The organism is Mesorhizobium sp. M0293 (genome assembly GCF_040321735.1).
In the GTDB taxonomy this organism is placed as follows: domain Bacteria; phylum Pseudomonadota; class Alphaproteobacteria; order Rhizobiales; family Rhizobiaceae; genus Mesorhizobium.
The window spans coordinates 1-18,180 of record NZ_JAMYSA010000114.1 but is presented as its reverse complement, the minus strand read 5'-3'; the positions used below and the strand labels follow the sequence as shown (position 1 = coordinate 18,180).

Genomic DNA, 18,180 nt, shown 5'->3' with positions numbered 1-18,180 from the left:
TGGCGCTGCAAGTGGAAGGTTCGTTCTTCCCCTCTTCCACGCGAGTCGATGAGGACGGCGATCTATGACGGGCTGCGCTTCACGGCGATGTCATCGGAAATCAAGGCCGCGATCGCGCGCGGAACCCTCTTTGGCTTGGCGAGCATCGCCATACTCGCGCTGCTGCCGGTGGTTGTCCGCGATCAGCTGGGAGGAGGCCCGCTCGCCTATGGCGCGCTCATGGCCGGCTTCGGGACCGGAGCCGTCTTCGCTGGCCTCGCCAACAGCCTGTTCAGACGGAGCTTGTCGCAGGAGCGGCTGATGAGGCTCTCCTGCGTCGCCTGCGCGGCGTGCTCACTTTCCCTGGCACTGACAACTTCGATCGGGGTGGCGGCAATTGCACTCGCTTTGGGCGGCGCGGGCTGGGTCACCGCCTGGTCAGGGGTCGGTGTGAGCGTGCAGCTGGCAAGCCCGCGCTGGGTCGTGGGGCGCACCATCTCGATCTACTATGCTTTGATAGATGGTGGCATCGCGCTCGGCAGCTGGGTGTGGGGCACGGTGGCCGAAAACCATTCGCTGGCCCTGGCGCTGGAGGGTTCCGCTGCCTCCCTGATGTTCGTCGCTGCAGCCGGCGTTCTGTTTCCTCTTCGCGAGCGCCGCGACTCAGAGCCCGATCCTCTGGAGGAATTCGATGCCCCGGCTGTCGCTCTCAATCTGAAGCCGAGAAGCGGCCCGATCGTGGTCAAGGTCGAATATCTGATAGCCGAGAGAAATCTCGAGGCTTTCCTCGACCTCATGCGGCAGCGGCGTCATGTACACAGCCGGGTCGGTGCTCGGAATTGGACGCTCCAGCGGAACTTGCAGAAGCCTATGCATTGGACGGAAACGTTCCGCACGCCGACCTGGACGGACTACCTTCGCCTCAATCATCGTCTGACGGAAGTGGATAAGGAACTGGACGAGCGTGTCTTCCAGTTGCACGCGGGAGAGGAAGCGCCTCAGATGACACTTTCCATCGAGCGACCGACAAGCTCGGCCCGCAAGCCCGAGCACTCAGCTTTTCGCCATCCCCGTCATTGAAGCCCGGCCGGCACAGAAACGCGATTCTTGTCTATCGCGCTCAAACCGGTGCGGGAGACGGACAATCCACCAAAATTCGATGATGGGTGGCAGAGAAGAACCCCAGGCTGAGAGTGCGACCGATCGGTCCCCACGGTGAAGCGGAGCCTGGGGCTACAGCGGCACGCGACTATTGCCGCGTGTCACCTTTTGAATTTAAAGTCTTCCTCAGTCCGCCTCGCTGATCCGGGCCAACGCCATCTTGAGGTTGGCATTTGTCCCGCCAGCTCGCTGAGACGATCACGTTCGGCGGCGACCACATCCGGACTGGCGTTGGCAACGATGCACCCGCGCGGAGCGTGCTGTTGCTGGAAGCAGGAAGGCATGATCGGCCAAAGCCGGGAGAGGTGCTGCCGGCAGTAGCGAATGGGCTGCTGCGTCAGCTTGGTGTCTGGACGCCGTTCGCCGAGGCCGGCTTCGTTGAAAATCGTGCGCTTGTTTCGGTGTGGGCCAATGAAGTTCCCAGCGAGCGGCACGGCATGTTTTCCGCTCAAGGTGCCGGCTGGCAGCTCGACCGGACGCGATTCGACCGGCTGATGGTGCAGGCGGCCAAGGCGGCAGGTGTGGACACGCGGTTTGGCTCGGCCGTGGGTTCGGCAGTGCGCGACGATCAAGGCTGGCTGCTCAAGCTGGCCGATGAAGCTATCGTTGCCCGCGCCGTGGTTTGGGCGACCGGTCGCAGTTGGAGGCTGGCGCGATGTTTCGGCGCCAAGCTCACCATGCACGGAAATCTTGCCGCCTACACACGCTTTTTCGACCGCGCACCGGGCGATTGCAGCATGGTCGTCGAGGCGCGTCCCGAAGGCTGGTGGTACAGCGCCGACTTGCGCGTGCCCCACCGATCCGGATCTGGGCAGCGAACTGCGCAAAGCCGGACATTGGTACCGCGCTTTAGCCGCAACGCAGTCCATCGCGCCGCTCGTGCCGCCCAACGCAATCGAGACCGCCAGCATGATCAAGGCGGCGGGAACCGCAACGATCGATCCCGCCGCCGGTGACCGCTGGGTCGCGGCGGGCGACTGCCTGTTCTGTGCCGAATCCACTGTCATCACGCGGGATCGTGCATGCACTCCGCTCAGGGATCCTGGCGGCCTACGCGGCATCGGACATGCTGGACGGGCGTGGCGATTCGCCTGCGCCCGCTATGCAAAATCGCCACACGCGGCTTTGCCGATTAGCTCCCGGCGCTGGCTGCCCACTATGCAGCCGCCGCGCGATGGGACACGCCTTTCTCGCAGCGGCGGCGCAGCCATGTCTTCCACGCGTCTAGCATCGAAGGAGGGAAGTCAGAGGTGGTCTCGGGACGGGGTGCTCGGCATTTATGAACCGACCGAGCGCCAGCGAGTGGTCGTCGGCTGGCTCGATGGCGACATCAGGTCAGGGAACTCGGCCTCCATGATCATCTCCGATTTAATTCAAATTTGTCTGTATATATTGACGATTGCACTACCTTCACCTCGTAGACGGCAATGCGGGCGGGTAGAGAGGGTTCTATGATATGACAAGCGATTTTTCCGCCGCCCGCGTGCATTTAGATCGAGCGTATGACTACCTTTGTGGGGATGACCCGATGAGTCAAAGGGGCCGCGAAGCCTTGGACCTGCTAATTGAGGCGGTTGCCGTCGAAGAGTTCAAGCAGCCACGCCAAAGCGCTGAGGTGCTAAGGTTTCCGATCGGGCGCCGCTGCTGAGGTAATCTCCACGGCCGCCATGTAGCCTGGCGGGTGAGGCACTCACGGCAGGGACTCGCCGCCCCGTGAGGGCCGGGAACGAACGCATTGGCAAACGGAAAGCCCACTTGCCAGACCAGCGCCCGGCCGGCGTGGCAAGTAGGCCGGCGGTTCCAAGCGGAGACATTGATGCCGGACTATGTCGTGCTTTGCATCGCATTAAGCTGCTGCGGGATATACGTAACGCCATCCCTAAAAACATCGAATGCGGCAGCGACAGCGCGAATCCCAAAGCGATGCTCCCGCCGTACGCGGACAAGACCGTTTTCGAAGTCCACTATCCCGTCCTTGGCCAGCATGGCCAAGCGCTCAGCCGAATCGCGAAGACGGATCGGATCAGATCCGTGGGCGACACAGATTGCCGGCACGTCAGCCTCGAAATCGCACATTAATCGCTCGATAATTGCGGCTCGCACGCGGTCGTCGTCTGTGAGGCGATGGCCCTTCGATGTAGCCAGTCGGCCAGCTGCGATGTGCTGGATGTAGGAATCCCGTGTAACTTCGTTTTGAACGTATCCCTGGCCGATGCGGCCGATAGCCGACGCGCCGAAACCGATCAGGGTTCTGCAGGTATCGGCCGAGTAGCCCAACGAGTTACGTCGCAGGCGACCTGTTACCTGTGCCAGCGCGAGCTCGTCGTCCGGCAAGGCGAAATGGTCGAGCCCGATCTGTAGGTAGCCGGCGCCAATCAGCGTCACGGCGACAGCCGCATACTGTTCAGCGCGGGCAGCGCTGTCGGGAAGAAATTCCGCCTCGATGAGGCGCTGATTCTTTACTTGGGATGGGATGTGCGAGTAGCCGAACAAGGCAAGCCGGTCGGGGCGCATGGCGACCGCCGCCCTCACTGTCTCGACGCACGACTCCACCGTTTGATGCGGCAGGCCGTAGATGAGGTCGAAGTTGATGCGGCTTACTCCATGCCGGCGCAGCACTTCCACGGCAGCCGACGTCTGGGCCTCGCTCTGGATTCGGTTGATCGCTTTTTGAACAATGGGATCGAAGCTCTGTACGCCCAGGCTCGCGCGGTTCACGCCGGCCGCTCCCAAGCCTTCCGCCATCTCGGGCGTGAGCGTGCGTGGATCGATCTCGATGGCGACCGTAGCTGTTTTCGAGATGGCGAAGCGGCATCGCAGGAACTCCATCAGAGCGAGGAACTCGGCTGGTCCGATGAGAGACGGCGTTCCGCCGCCGAAATGTATGTCGCTCACGGGCAGCGTCTTCGGCACTCGCTCCGAAACCAGACGGATCTCGTCACGCAGCGCCGCCAGATAGTTGAGGATGGGCGCATCATGGCGGGTGATGGTGGTTGGGAAGCCGCAATACCAGCAGGCTGATCGGCAGAACGGAACGTGCAGGTAGAGTGACACCGGATCATCATCCGGCAGGTTCCTGAGCCATTCCTCATAAGCCTCGGCGCCGACCGCCCCGGAGAACTCCGACACAGCCGGATAGATAGTGTACCAAGGCAGCCGGGCCTCTCGAAATTTCGTGGTCTGCAACGGTCACCGTCCCATGCTGATAACATCCAACCTTACCGCTGCGCTGGCCTGCGTCTTTGCGCTATGTCAGTCCGTCCCGCTTTGGGCTCGAAATTTTTTAGCAATGGGCGCCGTTCAGTCTTGGCTGGACAGCGATGGTCTGAGCGCACTCGGTCAGCGACTGACGATGGTGTTCCCGCCGAAACCCTCACGCGCACCGTTTTGTTCCAGCGTCCCTTCCCTTCATCTGCGCGTGGGAGACTCTTCTGAGCGCAGATGCCGCATCCGATGAGACAATACGGTGTTGGGTCCAGACTTTGCACGCCAGCTACGCCGCCCATAATGATCTCTGCCGTCTCGATGAGCTCGTTGTGTGAATTGCTGGCAAGAAGCATTAGCTGTGGCGCGCCGCTTTCAGGACGAGAACCTGCTCGACGCGACCGTCAGGTCCGCCGCAATGCCAAGGCTGGCGCCTACTGACTCAGTGGTGCAAGGCTGCGGCGCGTGGTTATCGACCATCAGCTCGCCAAAGTGACGGCGTCGTACCGAGCGGTGGCCGCCGCATGATGCCTCAACGGCGGGGCTCACAGCAAACAATGCCGTCGCCATTAAGCCAAACTGTCGCGAAGCGAACAGACGAACCGTAGCCGAAACGTTTGCCGTTCCTGCTTGGGTGGATCCGCAAGGCAAAGAAAAGGAAGCGCAAACCAAGGTCCGCCCGTACATTTGAGCTTCAAGCCGCAGCTGGGTCGTCAGGGTGGCACGTCATTTGCTGTAGTACCCTTTGTGAGGCCCGCCGGAGGTGAAAAGGGTGATTGTACAAAAATGCTGTACGACCGCCTGGGAGTGTTAACTAATTAATATATGTGACAACAAGTCTCAATCACATTCTAACTTCTCCTGAGCATTAGCACGACAGGTGCAGCAACACTCCCAGAATTCAGCTTGATGCGCTATCAATAGTTTGCTTAGCAAAAATCATTTATCGGTCTCGATTCCTTTTACTATTTAGACGGAGATCAACAATGACCATTGGGAGCCTCCTCCTCGGCTCAACTGCGGCACTGATCGCCGTTTCCGACGCTCGCGCGGTGACCACCGTCGCCGAGCCTGACCCGACTGAGTACGCCAAGATCTGCGACGTCTACGGCTCGGGCTACGTCTACATTTCAGGCACCGAGACCTGCCTGCGCATCGGCGGCTATCTTAGCTACTACGTGGGCTTGGGCGATGTCGGATTGTTTTACCACGCAAGAACCTCAGATGTGAGGACTGGTGAGGATCAGGGTACATGGCAAAACAACACGCGCTTCACACTGAAAGCTTGGACCGGCCAGGAGACCGAACTCGGCACGTTGAAGACCTACACCGAAACCCGCGTGAATTTCGGTAACCGCCACACTTCGGTTTCGGACAGTTCTCGGTCCTATGCCTTCAACGGAGACAGCATCTTGACTTTCGCCTGGATTCAGCTTGGTGGCCTCCGAGTTGGTAAGGACTGGTCGGCCTTCGACATGTTTATTGGCGGCGCGGGTGACGTACTCAACCAGACGCCGGTTCCGTACGGCGCTTTGGATACCAATGTGGTCCAGTACTACTTCGACGCCGCGAACGGCTTTTCGGCCGTGGTTTCGCTCGAAGAAGGCTCAGGCGTGGTCGGCACAATCGACAACTACGCTCCGCACATAGTCGGCGGCTTGAAATACACACATGGCTGGGGAGGGATCACCGGCGTTGCTGGTTATGATAGCAACTACGAATCGGTAGCCGTCAAGGTCCGTGTCGACATCAATGTCACCGACGAACTGTTGCTGTTCGGAATGTTCGGCTACGGTTCCAATGGCAAGCTCAACGACGACTCCATGAACGCGATCGACGCTCATGGTCGCGGCTTCTATAAGATCTGGGGCGGGAACTGGGCTTTCTGGGCTGGCGCCGCTTACGAGCTCAACGAGACAACTTCGTTCAACCTTCAGCTCTCGGGTGATCAGCTCAAGAACTATGGTGCCGCTGCGAACGTCGCCTATGCGCTTCTTCCAGATTTCACAGTTACGGCTGAACTCGACTATGACCGCTACGGAGGCTCCGCCGTCGGAAAGGTGAAAGCTTCCGAAGTGAACTTGACCAATGCCAACAAGAAGAGCAGTGTCGGCGGTATCCTGCGTTTCGAACGCTCATTCTAATGCGATGAGGCGTTGAGCTCCGAGGTCCAGTTGATGCGCGGACATTTCCCTACATTCCGTTGATTGTGGATGCACGGCTCGGACGGCCGTCGTACGCGGCGACCGTCATGGAGCTCGGGTTTGACGCCGTGCTCCTGAACACGGCGGTCCCGAGGGCGGCCGATCCGGTCGGCATGGCGCGTGCGTTCGGCAAAGCGGTCGATGCCGGTCGTGAAGCTTTCAGCTCGGGAATGCTCGAACCGCGCTACCACCGACGATCGGCAGGGCCGTCTTCTCATGAAGTCGTGGACGTGCCGGCTGGATTGACCGGCTGGTGCCGCTCGACGTGAGTCTGCTGCAGCTCCGGATAAAGGATGGACGAGAAAGGACTGCAGACGGAAATCCGCCGCGCAAACGACGCCTGCGCGGTCCATGGTTGCCAAGTAAGCGTCAACGACAATTGGCGCACGGCAATCGAGGAAGGCTGCGACTTCGTCCTTCTTGGTCAAAAGGATTTGGCTGCCGCCGATGCCGACGATTAAATACGCCGGATTGAAGCTCGGCCTTTCGATCCACGATCACACCGAACTGGAAACGGCGCCAGTGAGCCGGAGTATGTGGCGCTCGGCCCAGTCTATCCAACTAGCCTCAAGAAGATGAATGGGCGTCGCAAGGGCTCGAGCAGATCAGCGAGTGGAAAGCACCAGGTCGCGCCGATCCCATTGGTCTCCATCGGCAGCCTCAACCTGACCGGCTCGAAGGCGTTTTTCGAGGCTGGCGCGGGAAGCGCAGCCGTGGTCACCGACTTTGCGCTGAACGACGCCCCAGAAGCGCGCACGCGAGAATGGATCGAAAGACAGAGCAATGGCGCTGGGGCGAGAACCGCATCTGCTCGTCGTTGTCGGGTCAGATTCCCGCGGTGGGGCTGGAATTGCCCGCGAGATCGAGACGATCGCTTGCCTTGGCGTGCGCACCTGCCTTGCTGTCAGCGCGCTGACGGTGCAAACCCATGAAGACGCCTTGGAAATCCAAGTTACGCAACCCGGTCTGGTGGCGGATCAGATGCGCGCTACGCTTCAGCCTAACAGAGTGGCCGCCACCAACATCGGCATGCTCGCAACGGCTGAGATCGATCGTCGCTGCGGTTGCCGCTGTGCTGCGCGAATATCCGCGCATACCGACAATCCAGATCCAGTGCTGCTTCCACGTCAGGCCGAGCGCTTCTTGAAGCAAGCGCTATCCCGCATAATAAAGTAGCATCTGATGCCGCTTTGCCGTGTCGACACCCAATGTCATTGAACTGGCGCTTCTTGCCGGCTCAGAGCTAGCGGCCAATGAGGTCGGCGCGCTTCAACAAGGACCACAAGCCACGCCGTCTGCTGGACCCGTCCAAATTCGAGACACGGATGGTTCCTATCCACACAATTGATTTTATCAATCTGCGACAATACCGCATAGCGGCGCCGGCGGAATGATCACCGGTAGCAAGACGAGCTGTTTTCAGTGGCCTGCAGGACGCGCACCGCGACCGAGGTAGAAGCCAGCCCGTCTGCGGCCATGTTCGGATCGGCCGCATCGGTGCGCCGAATGAGATTGCCGGCGGAACGTTCTATTCGTGCAGCCGTGACGGCAGTCATCTCACCGAAGCCATCCTGCCGATGGATGGCCGGCAGTCGGTGCAGCATGGGGTGACACTGTTCACGGAATGAAGCCGTCGCGCTTCGGACGGTTGAAATGGAGGACATTAGCGTGGAACCGATCAGTCTCGACGAACTTCTGGCCAGCGTCGGCAAGGAAGTCGGCGTGTCGCCGTGGCGGGTGGTCTCGCAGCGGATGATCGACCAGTTCGCCGAGGCCACCGATGACCACCAGTTCATCCACTGCGATCCGGAGCGCGCCAAGCGCGAGACGCCGTTCGGCGGCACCATCGCACATGGCTTCCTGTCGCTTTCGCTTTTGTCGGCGATGACTTTCGAGACCATGCGGCCGCTCGAAAACTGCAAGATGGGTGTCAACTATGGCTTCGAATCGCTGCGCTTCCTGGCGCCGGTGAAAACCGGATCGCGCATCCGCACCCGTTTCGTACTGGCCGACGTCAAGGTCAGGCCGTCGGGCTGGGTGCAGACGGCGCTGGGCGTGACGATTGAGATCGAGGGCTCGAAAAAGCCGGCGCTGACCGCGCGCTGGTTGACGCTGACGCTGATCAAACGTCAGCCGGAGGCGGCCTGAATTGCTCAACGAGCGTCAGCGGAGACTATCTTCACGTGCCGGGGCGATGTAGGCGACCAGTGCGCACCGATCGGCAACGCGGCCACGGGGGTCGGCTAGATAGAGTGGCAGGAATGCCTAATCGGGACTCCGTCTCGGAAGGGGCGTCGATGTATCGGAAGCGCTTTGGCTTTCGGCGCTGCATTCCTTCTTCACGAAGGTCCATGGAGAATTCCCGACCACGGCGTCGAAAGATCGGCTTGTGATCGGAGTGGGCAGATCCTCCCCGACTGAATCTGCCAATAGGGTGTTATCGAGTCAACCGGGTCGAACTTGAGGTCGCGGATGTCGCTGATCGGCTGCTCGTCGAGCTCGAGAGCTGCCAGCTAAAGGCAGAACACGGCTATGCCAAGAGCTCCGCAGTTGATGTGGACGCCCAGAGCTGGGAGTACAGACCGACGAGTTCCCGGCGGGCGAACTTGCCATTGGTAACGCGCCAGACCAGTCGCGAGAAAGCCTCGATGAGAAGGCCCCCGAGCCGCACGCGGGATCGACTACAGTGGCGTTTGGCGAGAGGCCTTCGAAGACGAGAGCGAGTGTAAGATGGACGAGCTCGACGCGCGTATCGCGCAGTCCCTGCGATCGCGCCTTGTCCGCGCCGCTCGTGCGTGCGAGCTGTTGGTAGATCGAGCTGACTAGATGAACCGGGATGGCATTAAAGCGGAACTCGAGACGTTCGGACTTTGTGCCGCTGAAATCCTCAAATTGAATCGGCCGGACTGTTGGAGCTATCATCACCCGCTTGGCTTCCAGAGCTACGGAGCGGGTTGATGATCTGAACGTCCTCGAAGTCCTTTCCATTGTCGGTCACTACGACACACTCGTTGGCTTCGGCTACAGCGGCAATGATTGTGTCTAGGGCGCTCCGCGAACGGCCTCTGGCTTTGCCGTTGGCCATCAGCCGCGCCCACACGAGGCCAGCTTTCTCGTCGAACGATAGCACGCGGCCAGCGAACAGCGCTTGCGGGCCTTCGGCGCCCTCGAACCAAGTTTCGAGGCTGCTGCGCTTTTTCCCCTTCGGCTTCTCTAGGATGCCTCTGCGAATTTCGGCGATAGTAAGCGAAGCAATGAAGAGGTCTTCGTCCTTCTGCGCGCCCATCCAGGCCAGCAACGAGCCCGAAGGCTCCGGCTTTATGACGTTGCTGATGATATTGGTATCAAGGAGGTAGCGCGTCACAGGTCGATCTTGCGCCCCTCTTCGCGCGGCCGGCTGAGGTCGAGATTGGAGCCAACCAGAGGCGAGCGACGCAACGCGGCGAGAATGCTGCCCGCTTTCGGTGGCTCACCCGCCACGGCTTGCTGTATGGTCCGACGAAGCTGTCGGGCATCCGGCCCGCTCTCCGTTAATTTTCGGGCGAGAGTTCGCAGTAGATCGCGGTCTGCGTCGAACGCCAGGATCTCGAACCGCGCGATGCCGCGCTCAGCCAGGCGAGAGCGATAATTCTCGATGGCTCTCTTCTGTGCAGTGTTGCCCATCGCGTGCCTCCGTTCTCTATCCGGATATATAGCCATGGCTTCTTCGGAGCACAAGGTGCCCCGTCATCGGCCAGCACTGGCTCCTGCGCGACGCGCGTTATTGATCACAAAGAATTTCCATCTTGTCGAAGCACTGTGACTTGGCATCATTGTCGCGAAACGGAGTATTTCGCGTCAGGACAGGAACGCGATCAAAGCGCGACCGAAACGTGCAACAGCCGAAAAGCTTCGTGTGGTCGCCGGCGCGGCCCGCGAATCGGCTGTGCCTGCGTTGCCGAAGCCCGATCGACGCTTCGTCAATCTGGTCCTTGCTGGCGCGACAGGCCGCACGGGATTTCGTTCAAGCCGAAACGGATAGCCAAACGCGAGACCGCGTCCCGGAGTAAGGGGCCGCCTCATGAAGATCGCGCTTGGCGCTCGCTACTCAACTGACAATCACCGAGACGCCTCGATCGAGGATCAGTTGCGGCTCTGCTGCTTGCGTGCTGAAAAGCAAGGCTGGACAGTCGTCGACAGCAATACCCACCGCGCGATCTGCGGCGCGTCGCTGTTGCGTCCCGGCCTTCAGGAGCTGATCAGCGATGCGATTGAGGGCAAATTCCTGATCGTGCTCGCAGAGGCGATGGATCGCCTGACGATGACCGCTGCAAACCGGGAGCAGGCCAGGCTGGGCAAACGTTGCAACAGATCCTTCAAGGAAATTCATAGACTCTTAGCAACTCCGGCTTGCTGTGAATGGTAGGCTTATTGCAACGTCTGAGGTCAGTGGTTCCAAACCGTGGCCCCGCTTGTCTTCGACTCGCCGAACTGCCTGCAATTTCGGCTAAAGGCAAGAAGAGCGCCCATTTGTTTGTTCGACACAGGATATCGACGGTCGTCACGGCCACCGAGATTTGTCCGGTCGTTGGACAACCTTCGAAATCTGCAGCTTCTGTGGAGAACGCGAAATGAGAAATTCGGCAGGACTTGGTCCTGAGCCATGATGACACTGGTTAGTCGCCTACGCATGGCAGCGCATCCAGACCGCCTTCGAATCCTGGGCCTTTGTGCGCATGCGGACCTAACTGTCTGCGAGCTAGCGGAGATTCTGGGCGTGTGTCGAGAGCGGGTTGCGCGACACGTCCGGCTGCTCGCCAGAGCCGACTTTCTTTGCTGCAACGAACAGCCTCCGTGGCGCTCGTACCATCTCAACGCAGGATCCAACGACGGCGGGCTGGTTCAATTATTGGTCGATCTCCTGCCCCATCGCGACGGCTATCATAAACAGGACCTGCAGCGGCTCGAAGCGGTACGAGACACGCGGCCGAAGGGGACCGCGTGCTTGATCGTGAAATAGGTCAATCCAATTGGAGCGCGAAGCTACCATGGACAACTCCGCAGACGGTGCGATCGCACAGCCCGACACCCACGGGCGGTCTTCCTTGGCCGCGGTTGATTGCCGCGTTCACGAGCTGCTTCTGAGACAGGAGCGGCAGGAGCGGACGACCCTCAAGCTCATCGCCTCAGAGAACTTTGCGTCCTCGGCCGTGCTGGAAGCGAACGGCTCGATTTTCACGAACAAGTACGCCGAGGGGTACCCCGGTGCGCGCTACTACGCTGGAAACGAGATCGTTGATGAGCTTGAGAATCTAGCCATTGAGCGCCTGAAAACACTATTTGGCAGCGAGCATGCCAACGTCCAGCCTTATTCCGGCTCGCCGGCCAACCAGGCTGTCTATCGTGCGCTTTTGAGTCCCGGTGACAAAGTCATGGGCTTGCCCCTTCCGGAAGGGGGCCATCTGACTCATGGTTGGGCCATCAACTTTTCCGGTACTGACTATCAACGCGTGCCCTATGGGTTGGATGAAACGACACAGCAGATTGACTATGACCGCTTGCGCGAGACAGCCAAGCGGGAACGGCCGCGGCTCATTTGGGTCGGCGGAACTGCTTACCCGCGTGTCTTTGACTACGCGGCAATGGCAGAAATTGCCCTGGAAGCGAACTCCTATCTCGTAGCCGACATTGCGCACATCAGCGGCCTGATTGCCGCGGGAGCGCACCCGAATCCCGTGGGCCATTGCGACGTGGTCAGCAGCACGTCCCACAAGTCGATCCGCGGTCCCCGCGGTGGCTTCATTTTGTCAAGGAACGAAGATCGCTATCAGGCCCTGTATCATACAAAGAGCAAATACAATCTCGCTAGACGAATAGACCGGGCGGTCTTCCCTCACCTGCAAGGCGGGCCTCACATGAATGCCATCGCTGCGCTAGCGGTTGCCTTGCACGAAGCCGCGAACCCGTCCTTCCGAAGCTACGGCCAACAGACGGTCAAGAACGCCAAGGCTCTGGCACATGCACTGCTTGAGCGAGGTCATGACCTGGTGACCGGGGGGACGGACAATCACATGCTGATCCTTGATCTTCGCAATCGGCCACTATCGGGCAAGGCCTATGCCGAGCGACTAGCAAAGGCAGGAATCATCACAAACTTTAATATGGTGCCTGGCGACCCGCGGGATCCGGCTGTCACAAGCGGAATTCGCCTGGGGGCACCAGCAGTGACGTCAATGGGCATGCGCGATGTGGAAATGGAGCAAATTGCTGGCTTCATTGACTCCGTCCTCCAGCGGCCAGACGACGAAGATCTCCATGCCTGCGTGCGAAGAGACGTTGCCGACTTGTGCGCTGCGTTCGAGGTCCCGGGCATCTCCGACAAGTAAGGTGGGCCAAGCAAAATGCCCATACCACATCCAACACCCGAAGCGAGGTATTCATGGCTAAGCAGTTCGTGTTCTCTTCCGAATCGGTTGGCGCGGGGCACCCGGATAAGTTGGCCGACAACATCTCGGATGCCATCCTCGATGCCATCCTCCGCACAGATCCCAAGGCGCGCGTCGCCTGTGAAGCGTTGGTAAAATCAGGGATAGTCGTTCTGGCTGGCGAGATTACCAGCGATGCCCAGGTGGATTACAGCCAAGTTGCGCGCGATACGATTCTCGACATTGGGTACGACGACGAGGCCGTCGGCTTCGACGGCCGGCGTTGCTCCGTCGTCCATGCCCTCACCGAGCAGTCGCCCGACATCAGCCAAGGCGTTGACGAGGGAAGAGGGCAAGACCTGCAGCAGGGAGCGGGAGATCAGGGCCTCATGTTCGGCTACGCATGCCGCGAAACCGATACCCTGATGCCTTTGCCGATCCAGCTCGCTCATCGCTTGACGAAACGGCAGGCGTATGTCCGGAAGGCACAGCTTGGCTGGTTGCGTCCTGACATGAAATCCCAAGTCTCAGTGCGCTATGAGGGGTTGCGCCCGGTCGCCCTGGATACCATCGTCGTGTCGACGCAACATGACGAGCAGGTCTCGCAAGAGACTGTCCGCGAGGGCGTCATTGAGGAAATCATAAAGCCTGTCCTGCCGACCCACCTGGAGACGGAAGGCATCAGAATTCTGGTCAACCCGACGGGGCGGTTCGTAGTCGGCGGGCCGCGCGGCGACTGCGGTCTCACTGGACGCAAGATCATCGTCGATTCCTATGGCGGGATGGGTCGTCATGGCGGCGGCGCCTTCTCGGGCAAGGACCCGTCCAAGGTTGACCGCTCGGCTGCCTATGCGGCCCGCTATGTCGCAAAGAACATCGTCGCCAGCGGACTTGCGGACGTGTGCGAGGTGCAGCTTGCTTACGCAATCGGCGTGGCCAGTCCGGTTTCCGTCATGGTCAACACGTTCGGGACAGCCAGGGTTGAGGAAAGCAGGATCGAGCGCCTCATTCTTGAGTTGTTCGATCTCAGACCGAAAGGCATTATCAAGATGCTTGATCTCTTGCGCCCTATATACCGCAATACAGCCACCTATGGCCATTTCGGCCGTGAAGAGCCTGATTTCACCTGGGAGAAGACAGACAGGGCGGACGAATTGCGTCGCGAGGCAGGACTAGCCGCCCCGTGAAGCCGCCGGCGAGCGAATTGGCAAGCGGAAAGCCCAAGCGGAGACATTGATGCCGGATTATGACGTGCTTTGCATCGGCAATGCCATTGTCGACATCATCGCCCAGTGCGACGAGGAATTCCTCGAGACCAACGGCATCATCAAGGGCGCGATGAACCTCATCGACACACAACGCGCCGAACTGCTCTACAGCCGCATGGGTCCGGCGATCGAGGCGTCCGGCGGCAGTGCCGGCAACACGGCGGCCGGTGTTGCCTCCTTCGGCGGACGCGCCGCCTTCTTCGGCAAGGTCTCCAACGATGCGCTGGGCGAAATCTACGCGCACGACATCCATGCGCAGGGCGTCGCCTTCGACACCACGCCGCTCAAGGGTGAGCCGCCGACGGCGCGTTCGATGATCTTCGTCACCCCCGACGGCGAACGCTCGATGAACACCTATCTCGGCGCCTGCGTCGAGCTCGGCCCGGAGGATGTCGAGGCCGACAAGGCGTCTGGCGCCAAGGTCACCTATTTCGAAGGCTATCTGTGGGATCCGCCGCGCGCCAAGGAAGCAATCCGGCAGACGGCCAAGCTTGCCCATGCGGCAGGCCGCGAAGTCTCCATGACACTGTCGGATTCGTTCTGCGTCGACCGCTACCGCGACGAATTCCTCGACCTGATGCGCTCGGGCACGGTCGACATCGTCTTTGCCAACAGCCACGAGATCAAGTCGCTCTACCAGACGTCGTCGTTCGACGAGGCGCTGGCGCAGATCCGCAAGGATTGCCGGATCGCCGCCGTGACCCGCTCGGAAAAAGGCTCGGTGATCGTGCGCGGCGACGAGACAGTGGTCATCCAGGCGACCGCCATCAAGGAACTGGTCGACACGACGGGCGCCGGCGATCTCTATGCCGCCGGTTTCCTGCATGGCTACACGCAAGGCCGCGACCTGCAGACCTGCGGCGATCTTGGGTCACTGGCGGCCGGATTGGTAATCCAGCAGATCGGCCCCAGGCCGCGGCAGAATCTGCGCCGAGAGGCCGAGCAGGCGGGGTTGCTGTAGATGCGCGGGCAACTAACCAGCTGCCCTACTGACTTGATCATCGCAGTGGCGGAACTGTGTCAAAGCTCGCTGATAGCGACAGCCATTCGCTTCGGAGAACTGACCGATTCTGCTGCCGTGAAGCTCGCTGGAAGAGCGGTGCAAGGCGGGCTTGCCTTGACGGCATTCACCGTCATCGAGATCGCCACCGGCATTTTCCAGAAGCTCAGCTTGGGGAAGGCCAGTAAGGTTCCTGAGGTAACGGAGAACTCGCGGCGGCCGTCGGAGCACTTGACTTGCGATCACGTCCCACGATGCTGAATGCGGGCATACTGGTTCGCCATTGGTATGGGACCAGCGGAATTGGCAGCAGGGCTTCATCTTCGTCAATCTCGACGAGGCGCCGGATGTGGAGCCCGGCATTCGCGGATATTAGGAAGTGCTCGCCTGGCTGGTATTCACATCGCGGTCTGGCTTCCACGATTTTGGGATCGTCGAGGGCAACGAGGAAGGGATTCAAAAACGGGCCCTGACGGGCGGAAAGGGACTATCCCGCCCTCTCCGATCTCCGTGTCAAAACTCTTCGGCAGACGCAGGATCGCATCACGGGGCCCGGCAGCCTTGGCGGCAGCAACATAGTTTCAGTTCATTTCAACAGGTGCTGGCATCTACTGGGTGTATCTCTTATCCGAACAATCGACAATTACCGCAAGCACGGTCCGCTCGATCGCGTCGCCAGCTATTTTCGCGATAAGCCGGTTCTTGAGGGCGCCGAAGCCGAAACGCGACAATCGGTCGCCATTTGCTCTGACGCTCGTCAGATTCTCGTCAGCAGGGGGTGTGCCAATCTGGGAATGCCAGTTGCTCCATCATGGGGAATATTCAACGGAGGCATGAAATGGACGCATTGAACAACGCCAACTCGCCGCGCCGGAACCTCACATGGCAAACTGGGGCTGTTCACGAACTAATCGCTTTTGAACAACCCCTGAGAGACTTGCCACAGGAGCGAGAACAACAAGCCGAAGTTGGCCCGTCCCGTCCTGTTGTCTCAGCCGCAGACCAGCGCTTCAACACGGCGGCCCAGCAGCCACATAGGAGTCTTATCGCAATTTCCAACCGCGGTGCGACTGTCAATTCTGATCAGCCCAAGACAGGCGGGCTTTCGGCGGCCCTGGAGTGCGTCGTGGAGCGTTCCGGCGCGGTCTGGGTAGGTTTTTCCGAGCATCTGGGCGACGGGGATACGCAACAGGTGCCCCTCGTGCAGCGTGGCAAAGGTCAAATCGGGTGGCTCGATGGGCCGGCAGCGGACTATTCTCGGTACTATCAAGGTTTTGCAAATTCAATATTGTGGCCGGCGCTCCACTCGCTGCCGGACCGGATCTCAGGCTCGGAAGAGGATTATAAAAGTTATCGCGACGTCAATGCCTTCATGGCGCGCGCGGTGTCCGAATTGGAAGATAACGCAGTCTACTGGGTTCATGACTATCATTTCCTGCCGCTCGGCGCTGATTTGCACAGACTCGGCATTGACCGGCCGATCGGCCATTTCCTGCATACGCCATGGCCCGAGTCTGACATGATGGAGCGCGTGCCCAATTCTGGCGAGCTAATGAAATGTATGCTCGAGTATGATCTGCTCGGTTTCCAGACCGACCGTGATGTGAGCAATTTCCTCGCCTGTGTCCAATCTCATTTGGGGCTGGAGAGCAAGAACGGGGTCGTTTTCTCGGACCATGGCCAGACGCAATGCCAAAAGTTTCCTATAGGTATCGATCCGAAGCAATTCGAACAGTGTGCCGCAGATTCGCTTGAGGCGCAGAAAGCCTACATTTCGCAGTTGAAACTTGGTGGAGCAAAGCTAGTTATCGGCGTCGATCGGCTCGACTACACCAAGGGCATCGACAATCGGATTAAAGCTTTCGATCTGCTGGCAGTCGAGCCGCAACGTGTCTCGCTCTTGCAAATCGCAACTCCCTCACGTGGCGACATCCAAGCGTACAGCGAATATCGGCGCGACGTCGAAAGACTCGTCAATCAAGTCAACAACCGGCATGGCACGGACGAGTGGATGCCCATTATCTATGAGAACAGGTCGTTCACCCAAGCTGAGATAGCGGGTCTTTACAGAGCCGCGCGTGTTTGCGTTGTGACGCCGTTGCGCGATGGCATGAATCTTGTGGCGAAAGAATACATTGCTGCACAAGATCCGAGCGACCCTGGCGTTCTGGTGTTATCGAAGTTTGCCGGCGCGGCCGAAGACTTCGGCGAGGACGCCCTGCTGGTAAATCCGAGGCTCTCCGACGAGATAGCTACCGCGATCTCAAGAGCGGCCAGCATGCCGCGCGAAGAACGCATCCAACGCTGGCGGAGGATGATGGACAAACTTGAAGCGTATACGATCCACCATTGGTCAGCGGACTTCGTTCGGCAACTGGACAGCAGCCGGGTTACGGTCCCTGCGGATCACTTCCACTATGTTGGCTTGGGCTGGATCAGCGAGGCCCAAATGCCTTCGTATCGGACCGAGCCAGAATTGCACACCGCGCTGACGCGTGCACTGGATAAAAACTGGGTCCTGCCGATCGTATGATGCAGAATATGAAGCACGCGAGCTTTGCCTGCATTTGCGCATCCCTCAATGCCGAGCGCTTGGAGAGAGAGATACTTATCCTGACCGCCTGAATGCGGCTTAAGCGGCTTATCGGGACCACAGTCGGGCTTTGCATCAGACCCTTGAGCCAGGCTCCGTCAGTGTGGTCTCTTGCCGCCGAGCGGAGTCATCACGATTGCCTAGTCACCCGTGATGACGACTGGCGTGCCAATTCCCCTCGGACCACGGTTTGGCGCTCACTCCGAGAAAACCGCTTCTACCACGCACGCATGGCTTGCGGCCGCATCGTTAAACATCGCCACCAATGCGATCTTCTGCATTCTAGAGCGGGATGAAATGAGACTGAATCGGCGGGGATTCCCTTAGGCGTGCAAATCTGATTCAACCTGCTGGCTGGGTCAGGAGG

General features: G+C 59.7%; 16 protein-coding genes and 2 pseudogenes. 14 read left to right on the top strand and 4 right to left on the bottom strand.

Annotated features, from left to right (window positions below; all coding sequences use genetic code 11):
- The 3 genes from NKJ06_RS28925 to NKJ06_RS28915 form a co-directional block, all read left to right on the top strand.
- The coding region (locus NKJ06_RS28925) for an MFS transporter (RefSeq protein ID WP_352811519.1) at positions 1 to 1,059 on the top strand (1,059 nt) is incomplete at its 5' end.
- Positions 1,060 to 1,313: 254 nt separating this feature from the next.
- A complete protein-coding gene (locus NKJ06_RS28920) occupies positions 1,314 to 2,096 on the top strand; it encodes an NAD(P)/FAD-dependent oxidoreductase (RefSeq protein WP_352811516.1) in 783 nt (260 codons plus the stop codon).
- Between the two features lie 500 nt (positions 2,097 to 2,596).
- Positions 2,597 to 2,788 carry a hypothetical protein gene (locus tag NKJ06_RS28915; protein ID WP_023727257.1) on the top strand — a complete coding sequence of 64 codons (192 nt, stop codon included), beginning with the start codon at positions 2,597 to 2,599 and terminating at the stop codon, positions 2,786 to 2,788.
- 176 nt (positions 2,789 to 2,964) lie between these two features.
- On the opposite strand, the gene hemN is transcribed toward NKJ06_RS28915, so the two are convergent.
- Positions 2,965 to 4,326, bottom strand: coding sequence for an oxygen-independent coproporphyrinogen III oxidase (gene hemN / locus NKJ06_RS28910; protein ID WP_352811515.1), 1,362 nt, complete (start codon positions 4,324 to 4,326; stop codon positions 2,965 to 2,967).
- A 1,004-nt stretch (positions 4,327 to 5,330) separates the two neighbouring features.
- Between hemN and NKJ06_RS28905 the strand changes: the two genes are divergently transcribed.
- From NKJ06_RS28905 to NKJ06_RS28890, 4 genes and pseudogenes are all read left to right on the top strand, one after another.
- A complete protein-coding gene (locus NKJ06_RS28905; RefSeq protein ID WP_352811514.1) occupies positions 5,331 to 6,488 on the top strand; it encodes a porin in 1,158 nt (385 codons plus the stop codon).
- Between the two features lie 33 nt (positions 6,489 to 6,521).
- A pseudogene (locus NKJ06_RS28900) lies at positions 6,522 to 6,768 on the top strand (thiazole synthase); the annotation flags it as partial.
- Positions 6,769 to 6,841: 73 nt separating this feature from the next.
- Positions 6,842 to 7,480, top strand: a pseudogene (locus NKJ06_RS28895) (thiamine phosphate synthase).
- Positions 7,434 to 7,724 carry a bifunctional hydroxymethylpyrimidine kinase/phosphomethylpyrimidine kinase gene (locus NKJ06_RS28890; RefSeq protein ID WP_352811513.1) on the top strand — a complete coding sequence of 97 codons (291 nt, stop codon included), beginning with the start codon at positions 7,434 to 7,436 and terminating at the stop codon, positions 7,722 to 7,724. The pseudogene NKJ06_RS28895 and the gene NKJ06_RS28890 overlap by 47 nt, the downstream one beginning before the upstream one ends.
- Before the next feature lie 218 nt (positions 7,725 to 7,942).
- Here the strand turns inward: NKJ06_RS28890 and NKJ06_RS28885 are convergent, their stop codons facing one another.
- Complete coding sequence (locus tag NKJ06_RS28885) at positions 7,943 to 8,152, bottom strand: hypothetical protein (RefSeq protein WP_352811511.1); 210 nt, start codon at positions 8,150 to 8,152, stop codon at positions 7,943 to 7,945.
- A gap of 49 nt (positions 8,153 to 8,201) precedes the next feature.
- On the opposite strand from NKJ06_RS28885, the gene NKJ06_RS28880 reads away from it, so the two are divergent.
- Positions 8,202 to 8,696, top strand: coding sequence for a MaoC family dehydratase (locus tag NKJ06_RS28880; RefSeq protein WP_352544067.1), 495 nt, complete (start codon positions 8,202 to 8,204; stop codon positions 8,694 to 8,696).
- A gap of 739 nt (positions 8,697 to 9,435) precedes the next feature.
- Here NKJ06_RS28880 and NKJ06_RS28875 read toward each other — a convergent pair.
- Both NKJ06_RS28875 and NKJ06_RS28870 read right to left on the bottom strand, forming a co-directional pair.
- The gene (locus NKJ06_RS28875) at positions 9,436 to 9,912 is read right to left on the bottom strand and encodes a type II toxin-antitoxin system VapC family toxin (RefSeq protein WP_352811508.1); all 477 of its coding nucleotides are present in this window, start codon (positions 9,910 to 9,912) and stop codon (positions 9,436 to 9,438) included.
- A complete protein-coding gene (locus NKJ06_RS28870) occupies positions 9,909 to 10,211 on the bottom strand; it encodes a hypothetical protein (protein ID WP_023778360.1) in 303 nt (100 codons plus the stop codon). Before NKJ06_RS28870 ends, NKJ06_RS28875 begins: the two co-directional genes overlap by 4 nt.
- Positions 10,212 to 10,608: 397 nt before the next feature.
- On the opposite strand from NKJ06_RS28870, the gene NKJ06_RS28865 reads away from it, so the two are divergent.
- The 6 genes from NKJ06_RS28865 to NKJ06_RS28840 all read left to right on the top strand — a co-directional run bounded on the left by NKJ06_RS28865 (position 10,609) and on the right by NKJ06_RS28840 (position 17,753).
- On the top strand, positions 10,609 to 10,953 hold the full coding sequence (locus NKJ06_RS28865; RefSeq protein WP_352811505.1) for a recombinase family protein: 345 nt from the start codon (positions 10,609 to 10,611) through the stop codon (positions 10,951 to 10,953).
- Between the two features lie 237 nt (positions 10,954 to 11,190).
- The gene (locus tag NKJ06_RS28860; RefSeq protein ID WP_084026290.1) at positions 11,191 to 11,547 is read left to right on the top strand and encodes an ArsR/SmtB family transcription factor; all 357 of its coding nucleotides are present in this window, start codon (positions 11,191 to 11,193) and stop codon (positions 11,545 to 11,547) included.
- A 28-nt stretch (positions 11,548 to 11,575) separates the two neighbouring features.
- The gene (gene glyA, locus NKJ06_RS28855) at positions 11,576 to 12,913 is read left to right on the top strand and encodes a serine hydroxymethyltransferase (RefSeq protein WP_352442321.1); all 1,338 of its coding nucleotides are present in this window, start codon (positions 11,576 to 11,578) and stop codon (positions 12,911 to 12,913) included.
- Between the two features lie 53 nt (positions 12,914 to 12,966).
- On the top strand, positions 12,967 to 14,139 hold the full coding sequence (metK, locus tag NKJ06_RS28850) for a methionine adenosyltransferase (protein ID WP_352811502.1): 1,173 nt from the start codon (positions 12,967 to 12,969) through the stop codon (positions 14,137 to 14,139).
- Positions 14,140 to 14,188: 49 nt separating this feature from the next.
- Entirely contained in the window at positions 14,189 to 15,181 is a 993-nt protein-coding gene (locus tag NKJ06_RS28845) for an adenosine kinase (protein ID WP_352811500.1), read from the top strand.
- 877 nt (positions 15,182 to 16,058) lie between these two features.
- The gene (locus NKJ06_RS28840; protein ID WP_352811498.1) at positions 16,059 to 17,753 is read left to right on the top strand and encodes an alpha,alpha-trehalose-phosphate synthase (UDP-forming); all 1,695 of its coding nucleotides are present in this window, start codon (positions 16,059 to 16,061) and stop codon (positions 17,751 to 17,753) included.
- Positions 17,754 to 18,180: the final 427 nt, after the last annotated feature.